The sequence below is a fragment of the Caryophanon latum genome, assembly GCF_001700325.1.
Taxonomy (GTDB): Bacteria; Bacillota; Bacilli; order Bacillales_A; family Planococcaceae; genus Caryophanon; species Caryophanon latum.
This window is the reverse complement of record NZ_MATO01000053.1, coordinates 1-10,030: the sequence shown is the minus strand read 5'-3', so window position 1 is coordinate 10,030 and position 10,030 is coordinate 1. Positions and strand designations below refer to the sequence as shown.

Genomic DNA, 10,030 nt, shown 5'->3' with positions numbered 1-10,030 from the left:
TTCGTGCCTCACGACTGCGGGGTCTTGAGGCTCGCGCTTTTCTCGCTGGAGTCCGCCTCTCGTTTCAAGCAACTTTTATACGTCAACCCCAGCTTACGGTAATGAACCACAAAAAAACATTCGAAGCAATCGCTGCTCCGAATGTTTTTTGTTTATGCAAATAAGTTGTAAAGCGAAATCGTAACGATCGCCACTGGTGCAACGACGCAAACAGATGCGCGCCAAATCCAGTACATTGCAGGCGATAAGTTTAACTCCTGCTGTGTAATTTTTGTGCTGTAGTAGTACGCTGCAAATAATGAGAATAGAAGCGCTCCAAGCGGCATGCCGACATTTGCTGTCATGTAATCGATAAAGTCAAAAATCGATTTATCCATAATCGTAATATGTGACCAATGACCGAACGATAATGCACTCGGAATACCGGCGATGAAAATAACGGCACCGACAATCCAAGAAAGCTTGCGACGTGCTGCATATTTTTCCTTCACGAACACCGACACCGTAATTTCAAGTAATGAAATCGATGACGTTAACGTTGCGAATAATAATAAAATGAAGAACACGATGACTAATACGCTGCCCATCGGAATTTGCTCGAACACAGCAGGTAAAATGATGAATACAAGTCCAGGTCCTTGCGTCGGTGAGTAGCCAAGCGCGAACACTGCAGGGAAAATGACAAGACCTGCTAAAATCGAAATCGCAATGTTCATCCATGCGACGTTAAACGCCGAGCTCGTAATCGTTTCTGACTTCGGTAAATACGATGCGTACGTAATCATCGCCCCAACGCCGACGCTTAACGAGAAGAACGCTAAGCCAAGTGCATTCAGTAACGTTTCCATGTTTAAGTACGACCAGTCAGGCACGAACATAAACTTCACGCCTTCGATTGCTCCGTCAAGCGTAAGTGAGCGAATTGCAAGTAAGACGAAGAAGATGAACAATGCAGGCATCATCCACTTTCCAGCGCGCTCAATGCCGCCTTTAATGCCACCTTGCACGATGAACACTGTTAAGAACATGAATAACGCTTGTGCAAAAATAACTTCAACTGGATTTGAAATAAGCTCGTTAAATAGCTCGCCGTAATGTGCTTCAGAGCCCCCGTCTAATTGGAACGTAATGGCGCGGAATAAATAGCTTAAAATCCATCCACCAACGACGCCGTAAAACGATAAAATAAGCGCTGAAACCGTTACCCCTAACCAGCCGCCTAAAAACCATGGCTTACCAGGTGCTTCCTTATGAAACGCAGATACCGTATCTGCTTGTGCACGACGCCCGATTAAAAACTCGGACATTAAAATCGGTAAGCCAATGAGTAATGTACATAAAATGAATAACAAAATGAACACACTACCGCCGTTCGTACCCGCCGTATACGGGAACTTCCAAATCGCGCCAAGACCAATGGCACTACCAGCAGCAGCTAAAATAAATCCAAGTTTGGATGTAAATTGATCTCTGTTTGATGACAAAATCGTAACCTCCTACATAATCTAAAATACTATAATACACTAAAGCATGAAAAAATAGATAGAAAGGTTCTGACAATTTTTAAAAAAATGAAGGAAACTTCAAAAAAGAGAAAAAAATTAGCGTCATACAGCGAGTTATTTGTAACAATTGTGCAAAAAATAACGTAACACAACTATAAATTAGGAGAGAGTAGGACGCTTATGGAAAAATCGATGATCGCACGGGCGCAGCAAGGGGATAAAGAAGCGTACCGTGAGCTTGTGCTAACGTATGCGCACGTCGTTGAAAAGTTCGCATACCAAATCGGTGTGCACGAAAATGACATTGGCGACGTCGCACAGGAAGTATTTTTAAAGCTTTACCGTTTTTTGCATCAGTTTAACGAGTCGCGCTTTACGACGTGGCTATATAAAATTACGCTCAACACAGCCCGCGACTTTTACCGAAAAGAAGCCCGCGAAACGAAAAAGGAACAAAAGCTTCAGCAACAAGACGAAAAAGTTGCACAGTCTGCGGAGTCGCGCGTTTTAGTATACGAGGAAGATCAACAGTTGCACGCCGCCATTCAACAGCTAAAAGAAGATTACCGCATGCCGCTCATTTTGTTTTACTTTCATCAGCTACAATACGATGAAATTGCGGAGGTGCTCGGCATTACGCTCGCAAACGTCAAAGTGCGCATTCACCGAGCGAAGGAGCAGCTAAAGGCAATTTTAGTAAAGGAGGAATCGGCATATGGACGATAAGCGTTTAGACGATCAATTAAAGCTACTGAAAAAATCATATGACCGCATGCCGAAATATTTAGACGTTGATGCGTTAATGGACAAAATTGAGGAGGAGGAGCAAGCGTCAGTCGTGCAAAAGCCGAAGCGAAAAATGGCAGTATGGGGTGTAACAGCGTCCGCAGCAGCAATCGTATTGTTTGCAGGTGGTGCACTCATAGGGCCGATGTTTAGGATGGGCGGGGAATCACCACAGATGGAGCCACGCGTATTCATACAAGAGGAAGCGGCTACATTTACGAGCGGAGAACTACCGATTGAGCAATTTACGTTCGAGCTACGTAATAAAGCGCAGACAGCACTCGCATTGCCAAACGAACAATTTAATGAGCTGTCTTTTATTCGAGCGGCCGATTTACGCACAAACTTTTATATCGAAACGCCCGCCGCCTATGAGCAAGATGAGGAGCGCGCATTAAGCATATTAAACGAAGCGTATGCGACACCAGCACAGATGCTGTCGTCACGAGCTATGCATATGACGAACGAAGAAACGATGTATGATTTTTTACTGCGCATAAAGGAAGTGAAGCTAGCGTATGAATCGGCGTATAACGAGGCGGAAGAGGACGCGCGCCGACACATTACACAAGCGGCGAAAGCACAAGGCATTTATTTCGTGGACGGGGAAGCGGTGTTTCGCTATGACAAGTTTGAGGACTTTTACGCTAGTGACTTAAAACGATTCGGTTTCAATCAAGGGTTCGTTGCGATGGCGCAGTTTGATGACACGCTATATGAAGTGGACGATTTACGTTATGCACCAGAAGACATTTTCCCGCATTTTCGTGAGCTGACGATGGCGCTACTAACAGTCGATTATACGCCGCTTACCGATGCGTACGAATCGCAGTTTATTTTAATGGTGCTACGCTTGCTGCAAGGAACGGAAAAATATCCGTTAACGGAGTCGTCTATGACGGAATTTTTAGCGCATGACGCGGGCGTATTTACACCGATTGCACAAACGATTTTAGATGAGCTACAACAAAGCGGTACGTCGCCAACTGCTGCGTCACTCACATATGACGAGCTGCTCCGAACGTTTCAAGCAGCGCGTGTGCCGTACAGCTCAAGTATTTCAAGTGAGCAGTACTGGGAATCGACAGAAGAAGAGGTAGCTCGTTTACAAGCGCAGTGGCAACGCGTACCGGATAACGCATTGAATTTAAGCGGTCAAGACGTTGTGCTCTATTATTTACACGCGCTCGAAACGAATGAGCAACAAGTGCTATCGATGTTCCATAACGAGCGAACGTTCGACGCACAACAGGTCACGTTATCGAACGTTCAACATATACAGTTTACGATGTACGGTGACGAGGCGGTCGTTGCAGATGTATCGTTGCCGCAACATGAGATGGTGCGCATGACGTTTATGAAGGTGAACGACGTCTGGCAGCGTATGCAATAATAGCGTGTTCTTTTGCCACCGAACTATTCCTCTGTTATAATTTAACTGATATTTATTCGGATATAATATAGTAGAAAGTAGGACGATTTATGGCAAAACAATACAAAGTAGGTGACGTGTTAACCGGAAAAGTGACAGGTGTTCAACCATATGGTGCATTTGTTGCATTAGATGAGCAAACGCAAGGGCTTGTGCATATTTCAGAAATTACGTACGGATTTGTTAAAAATGTTGGGGAGTTGTTACATGTCGGACAAGATGTAAACGTAAAAGTGCTTGAAATTGATGAAGCGGCACAAAAAATTAGCTTATCGATTCGCGCATTGCAAGAAAAACCACAAGTGAAACGACGCGATGCGATGCCGCGTAAAACGTTGCAAGATCACGTCAACGAAAGCGATGCGAACGGCTTTAATTCGTTGAAGGATAAGTTGCAAGAATGGATTGAGCAATCAGGGCAGTAGTAATATTAGGTGAGCGCATTCGATGCAACATGCTTCGAAGCGCTCCTCTTTTTCGTATGAGAACGTTTTCAAATTAAAAAAGCGGAAATGCCGAAAAACGGTACATAAAAGCGGATGACGCGTCCAATAATGCTATTTTTTGAGAGATTTTAAAATGTGTACAAATTTTGTCGTCATAAGCGCAAAAATGATGCAGAATATGATACAATGATGCGGAATACAATCAATTTAAACATAAAGAGGCGAACTGACATGGCTGAAAATTTAAACCTGTTTACATCGACGCAAGAAGTAATTCGCGAAGCATTAAATAAGCTAGGATATGACGAAAGCATGTATGACTTATTAAAGGAACCACTTCGTATGTTAAATGTACGCATCCCTGTAAAAATGGATGACGGAACGACGAAAGTGTTTACAGGTTTTCGTGCGCAACATAATGATGCGGTCGGTCCAACAAAAGGTGGCGTGCGCTTCCATCCGATGGTAAGCGAAGAGGAAGTAAAGGCGCTATCGATGTGGATGACGTTAAAATGCGGCATTGTGGATTTACCATATGGTGGAGGAAAAGGCGGCGTCATTTGTGATCCGCGTCAAATGTCGATGGGCGAAGTCGAGCGCTTAAGCCGCGGTTACGTACGTTCTATTAGCCAATTCGTTGGCCCGACAAAGGACATTCCAGCACCAGACGTTTTCACGAATGCACAAATTATGGCGTGGATGATGGATGAATATAGTCGCATCGATGAATTTAACTCACCAGGCTTCATTACAGGGAAGCCAATTGTACTTGGTGGCTCACAAGGTCGTGACCGCGCAACAGCAGAAGGGGTTACAATCGTCATTCAAGAAGCGGCGAAAAAACGTGGCTTGAACATTGAAGGGGCGCGTATTGTCATCCAAGGTTTCGGCAATGCAGGTAGCTTCTTAGCTAAGTTTTTACATGATTTAGGTGCGAAAGTGATCGGCATTTCAGATGCACACGGCGCACTGCATGACCCAGAAGGTTTAGATATTGATTACTTACTCGACCGTCGCGATTCATTCGGCACGGTGACGAACTTATTTGAAAATACGATTTCAAATCGCGAGCTATTAGAGCTAGAATGCGATATTTTAGTGCCAGCTGCGATTGAAAATCAAATTACAGCGGACAATGCATATGATATTAAAGCGAGCATCGTTGTCGAAGCGGCGAACGGTCCAACGACAGCAGAAGCGACGAAAATTTTAGCAGAGCGCGGCATTTTACTCGTACCAGACGTATTAGCATCAGCTGGTGGCGTAACCGTTTCGTATTTTGAATGGGTACAAAACAACCAAGGCTACTACTGGACGGAAGAAGAAGTGCGTGAAAAGCTGTATCGCAAAATGGTCGATGCGTTCGAAAATGTTTACACGACAGCAACGACGCGCAACATTAACATGCGTTTAGCTGCATACATGGTCGGCGTGCGTCGTACAGCAGAAGCATCGCGATTCCGCGGCTGGGTATAAACAGTACAAGGCAAAGTTCTAACAAGGGCTTTGTCTTTTTTTATGAAAAGCTCACGTCCATATGAAAACATTTTAACGTAAACTTCAGTAATTTCTTCTGTACTAATAGAAGGAAGTCACGCATTCGATTGCGAAATTAATTAGTATAGGAAAGGGGAATGGTTATGCATAATTTCACGTTTTATAATCCGACGAAATTAATTTTTGGGAAAAATAGTGTGCAGCGCCTTGCGAAGGAGGTGCAAAAACATGGTCGCAACGTGCTTGTCGTCTACGGTGGTGGTAGCATTAAGAAAAACGGCGTATACGATGCGGTCATGGCACAGCTGAAATCATGCAACGTCGTGGAGCTAGGTGGCGTCGAGCCAAACCCGCGTGTCGCAACAGCGCGTAAAGGGGTCGCGCTTTGTCGTGAGCATGCGATTGACATCGTATTAGCAGTCGGGGGAGGCTCGGTCATTGATTGTGCTAAGCTCATCGTTGCCGCAGCTAAAATCGAAGGCGATGCATGGGATATCGTCACAGGTAACGTACGTGTTGAAGCAGCATTACCACTCGGCACGGTGTTAACGATTGCGGCAACAGGCTCTGAAATGAATTTTAACTCGGTCATTACAAATACGGACACACAGCAAAAGCTCGGCTGGGGGCATCCGCTCGTATCACCTGCCTTTTCAATTTTAGACCCGCGCTATACGGTGACAGTACCGCGCGATCAAACGATTTACGGCATCGTTGACATTATGTCGCACATTTTTGAGCAATATTTCCATGATGCGACGAATACGAAAGTAACGGACGCGATGTGTGAAGGGGTACTGCGCACAGTCGTTGAAACAGCACCGCTATTACTCGATGATCTACAAAACGTTGAATACCGCGAGACGATTTTACTTGCGGGGACGGTGGCGTTAAACAACATTTTAGGCATGGGTTCTGAAGGAGATTGGGGAACGCACGAAATTGAGCATGCGGTGTCGGCAGTGTACGACATTCCACACGGTGCAGGCTTAGCAATTTTATTTCCAAACTGGATGCACCACAACATGCTTATTAACCCGAAACGCTTTGCTCAAATCGGTATACGGGTGTTTAACATTGACCCGACAAATAAACCGGTCGAGGAAGTGGCATATGAAAGCATTGAAGCGTTGCGCGCATTTTGGACGTCAATTGGTGCACCAAGTCGCTTAGCACAATTCGATATTGACGGCGAAAACATTCCGCAAATGGTGCGACATGCGCTCATTCACGGACCGTTTGGGCGCTTTGCCCGACTTGATTCGGAGGACATTTTTGAAATTTTAGAGAAGTCGTTATAACAAAACGGTGCACAGCAAAATCGCTGCGCACCGCTTTTTAATGTGTTATTTTCTCAAGCATCGACGGACGTTCGCCTTGATGCACCCAATTTTGCGTGCCGTCATCCTCATCAAAGTAAATCATCACCTTCGTCACACCAGGCTGACTTAAAATGAGCTCGGTCAAATGGTCGCGCACATCGTCTAAATAAGCAAGCGACAAGTCCGGATTCGTTTCAGCAATTAAGCTGACGTGTAAAAATTCGCCTTCTTTCACAACGTCTAAACGTGCAATGTCTTTTACGTCCGCATGATCCGTCACTAAATGCGCAATGTGATTGACCATCATTTCGTCCGTTTCCCCGATCGCCCCGCGTGCATTATCTAAAAAGACGCGCGCTACGACGTAAAACATCATGAAGCCGATGATCATTGATACGAGCCCCTCTAACTCATATAAGCCTGTAAAGTACGCAATGATAATCGCTAAAAAGGCAAGCACATTACCAGACGTTGCAACTAAATCTTCCATCCATACTAGCTTCGTCGCCGGCTTTGCTTGGTTTAAATATTTCACTGATGCCGGAATCGACATAATGCCTGCTTTTGGCGCATGCACTTCATGAAGTACTTCCTTCGCCGCCTTGTGCAGCACGAACAGCTCTAAAATAATACCGAGTGCTAGCACGCCGAGCGCAATCCACATACCTGTTGATTCTGTTGCAGGGTGGCGGAAATGATGCCAACCTTCCTTAATCGTTTCGTATGCAAGTACCGCTACAATTAACACCGCGCCTAAACAAACTAAATTGACGACGCGTCCGAAGCCGTTTGGAAACTTCGGTGTCGGTGACTTTTTCGATAGCGCCGAGCCGACGAACACGAACAGCTGATTTGCTGAATCGCCAAACGAGTGCATCATTTCGGCAAACATCGCGACGTTACCTGTAAAGAAAAATGCTACTCCTTTAATGCATCCTAAAAAGAAATTTACACAAGCTGCAAGTAAGGACGGACGATTGCCGCCTTTTAATAATGCAAATAATTCTCCCATCGTTTTTCCTCCTCGTTACATCAATTCAATTTCAATGCGCTGAATATATGGAAGCTTATAAAGTCGCTCGTACAAATCAATCGAGCTCGTATTAGAAGATGCAGCGACGCGTAAGTGAAGCTCATGTAAAACGTGCTGCGCGTCGTAGCGATCTTTAATATGAACGTGCTCGATCGTAAGTCCTTCGTTTTTAATGTATGTAATGACATCGGTTAAGTGTTGCACGTCCGCCACTTGCAAAATGAGTGATAACTCCTTTGTTCGTAGGCGACGCGGTCCGATTTTCATTAAAAACGGCGCAATTACTTCAATGCCAAGTAAAACGATGAGCGACGTAATAAGTGCCTCGACATAAAATCCAGCGCCGACCGAAATGCCAATCGCCGCAGCTCCCCAAATGAGTGCCGCCGTCGTAAGTCCTGAAATGCTATCATTACCACGACGCAAAATAACACCAGCACCTAAAAAGCCAATGCCGCTAACGACTTGAGCTGCAAGACGAAGTGGATCCATTGTAATGTTAACACCTTCTCTTGGTGGCATCGCATACGCTGTTTGAATTGAAATAATCGTCAATAAACAGCTAAAGCTTGCGATTACAAGGCTCGTCTTTAGTCCAACTGGCTTCTTCTTCAATTCCCGTTCTAAGCCAATAATTAAACTTAATATAGAGGCAATGCATAATTTTAAAACTGTTTCGAATGAAATAATTCCTTCTATAAATGCCATGAAAAGCACCTGCTTTCTAAATAACGTGAAGTTGCAGTAATTGTGGAGAACGTGAGAGAATGGAGCAGCATTGACTGTATTGTACACGAAAACATTACGCCAATAGGGGGCAACTATGAAAATCAACCCGTATATCCCTATCGTTATCGGTGTTATTTCGGTATCGCTATCTGCTATTTTTGTGAAGCTTGCGGAAGCGGAGGCATCTGTCATTGCCTTTTACCGCATGCTGTTTACCGTGTTGCTCATGATGCCGCTGTTTTTAGTCAAGTATCGAACGGAGCTACACACACTGTCACAACGCGATTGGTTCTTCTCTGCAATCGCTGGCATTTTTTTAGCGTTTCATTTTATTCTTTGGTTTGAATCACTGAATTACACGTCTGTTGCAAGCTCGACTGTACTCGTGACGATGCAGCCGCTATTTGCGTTCATCGGTACGTATTTATTTTTCAAAGAGAAAATCACACTTCAAACATTTATCGCCGCAATGATTGCCATTGTCGGCAGCTGCTTGATCGGTATCGGCGATTTTCGTGCAAGTGGGGAAGCGCTATATGGTGACGCATTAGCATTAGCAGCATGCGCACTCATTACAGGTTATTTATTGTTCGGGCAGCATGTGCGTCAACATGTATCACTCGTTACGTATACGACGATCGTTTATAGCGCGAGTGCGATTACGCTATTTGTTTACATGCTTATTAAAGGTGACTCATTCGCGCCGTACTCAACAGAAACGTGGCTGCTCTTTTTACTGTTAGCTGTCGTACCGAACTTACTCGGTCACACATTATTTAATTGGGCAATCGCATACGTCAGTACAAACGTCATTTCAATTGCGATTTTATTCGAACCAGTCGGCGCAGCAATCGCGGCATACTTTATATTTGGCGAGACAATTTCAGTGCTCCAAGCGTTAGGCGCAGCGATTATACTTGTTGGCATTACGCTATTCGTCGTCGACTTGAAAAGTTTTAAAAAGTTTTTTTAAAAAAGTACTTGCGTAATGTTTCTCTGTACGGTATATTGTTAATTGTCCTTAACAAGACGCAACAAAAAATAAAACGTTGACAACAAATCAGTCATACAGTATGATTTGAAAAGTCACATTTGAACCTTGAAAACTGAACAACAAACGTTGATGAAACATAGCTAGTTTAATTTAGCAAAAAATTTTGGACATCATAATTGATGCCAGCAAAAATTTGAGCTCAACTCGAATTCTACTTTTATGGAGAGTTTGATCCTGGCTCAGGACGAACGCTGGCGGCGTGCCTAATACATGCAAGTCGAGCGAA

General features: G+C 44.4%; 9 protein-coding genes and 1 rRNA gene. 7 read left to right on the top strand and 3 right to left on the bottom strand.

The genetic code is table 11. The annotated features are described in order from the left end of the window. Positions 1-152 precede the first annotated feature (152 nt). The gene (locus A6K76_RS12680) at positions 153-1,487 is read right to left on the bottom strand and encodes a sodium-dependent transporter (RefSeq protein WP_066465664.1); all 1,335 of its coding nucleotides are present in this window, start codon (positions 1,485-1,487) and stop codon (positions 153-155) included. Positions 1,488-1,685: 198 nt separating this feature from the next. Between A6K76_RS12680 and A6K76_RS12675 the strand changes: the two genes are divergently transcribed. The 5 genes from A6K76_RS12675 (at position 1,686) to A6K76_RS12655 (ending at position 6,967) form a co-directional block, all read left to right on the top strand. Further along, the gene (locus A6K76_RS12675; RefSeq protein WP_066465662.1) at positions 1,686-2,231 is read left to right on the top strand and encodes an RNA polymerase sigma factor; all 546 of its coding nucleotides are present in this window, start codon (positions 1,686-1,688) and stop codon (positions 2,229-2,231) included. Further along, positions 2,221-3,684: a hypothetical protein gene (locus A6K76_RS12670; RefSeq protein ID WP_066465661.1), complete on the top strand. Its 1,464-nt coding sequence runs from the start codon at positions 2,221-2,223 to the stop codon at positions 3,682-3,684. The genes A6K76_RS12675 and A6K76_RS12670 overlap by 11 nt, the downstream gene beginning before the upstream one ends. A gap of 89 nt (positions 3,685-3,773) precedes the next feature. Beyond that, positions 3,774-4,148, top strand: a complete 375-nt coding sequence (gene yugI, locus A6K76_RS12665; RefSeq protein ID WP_066465659.1) for a S1 domain-containing post-transcriptional regulator GSP13 — start codon at positions 3,774-3,776, stop codon at positions 4,146-4,148. 252 nt (positions 4,149-4,400) lie between these two features. Continuing rightward, entirely contained in the window at positions 4,401-5,645 is a 1,245-nt protein-coding gene (locus A6K76_RS12660) for a Glu/Leu/Phe/Val family dehydrogenase (protein WP_066465657.1), read from the top strand. A 164-nt stretch (positions 5,646-5,809) separates the two neighbouring features. After that, a complete protein-coding gene (locus tag A6K76_RS12655; protein ID WP_066465655.1) occupies positions 5,810-6,967 on the top strand; it encodes an iron-containing alcohol dehydrogenase in 1,158 nt (385 codons plus the stop codon). A 37-nt stretch (positions 6,968-7,004) separates the two neighbouring features. Here A6K76_RS12655 and A6K76_RS12650 read toward each other — a convergent pair whose 3' ends face one another. Then, on the bottom strand, positions 7,005-8,000 hold the full coding sequence (locus A6K76_RS12650; protein ID WP_066465653.1) for a cation diffusion facilitator family transporter: 996 nt from the start codon (positions 7,998-8,000) through the stop codon (positions 7,005-7,007). 15 nt (positions 8,001-8,015) lie between these two features. Continuing rightward, positions 8,016-8,729: an MgtC/SapB family protein gene (locus A6K76_RS12645; protein WP_066465649.1), complete on the bottom strand. Its 714-nt coding sequence runs from the start codon at positions 8,727-8,729 to the stop codon at positions 8,016-8,018. Positions 8,730-8,844: 115 nt separating this feature from the next. Here A6K76_RS12645 and A6K76_RS12640 point away from each other — a divergent pair, with 115 nt between their 5' ends. Both A6K76_RS12640 and A6K76_RS12635 read left to right on the top strand, forming a co-directional pair. Beyond that, complete coding sequence (locus A6K76_RS12640) at positions 8,845-9,723, top strand: DMT family transporter (protein WP_066465648.1); 879 nt, start codon at positions 8,845-8,847, stop codon at positions 9,721-9,723. A gap of 237 nt (positions 9,724-9,960) precedes the next feature. Then, a 16S ribosomal RNA gene (locus A6K76_RS12635) occupies positions 9,961-10,030 on the top strand; the annotation flags it as partial.

Bases quoted from the DNA above. Each gene is read 5' to 3' on its own strand.
- A6K76_RS12645 (WP_066465649.1), bottom strand. From the start codon at position 8,729: ATGGCATTTATAGAAGGAATTATTTCATTCGAAACAGTTTTAAAATTA.
- A6K76_RS12640 (WP_066465648.1), top strand. From the start codon at position 8,845: ATGAAAATCAACCCGTATATCCCTATCGTTATCGGTGTTATTTCGGTA.
- A6K76_RS12650 (WP_066465653.1), bottom strand. From the start codon at position 8,000: ATGGGAGAATTATTTGCATTATTAAAAGGCGGCAATCGTCCGTCCTTA.
- A6K76_RS12670 (WP_066465661.1), top strand. From the start codon at position 2,221: ATGGACGATAAGCGTTTAGACGATCAATTAAAGCTACTGAAAAAATCA.
- A6K76_RS12660 (WP_066465657.1), top strand. From the start codon at position 4,401: ATGGCTGAAAATTTAAACCTGTTTACATCGACGCAAGAAGTAATTCGC.
- A6K76_RS12675 (WP_066465662.1), top strand. From the start codon at position 1,686: ATGGAAAAATCGATGATCGCACGGGCGCAGCAAGGGGATAAAGAAGCG.
- yugI (WP_066465659.1), top strand. From the start codon at position 3,774: ATGGCAAAACAATACAAAGTAGGTGACGTGTTAACCGGAAAAGTGACA.
- A6K76_RS12655 (WP_066465655.1), top strand. From the start codon at position 5,810: ATGCATAATTTCACGTTTTATAATCCGACGAAATTAATTTTTGGGAAA.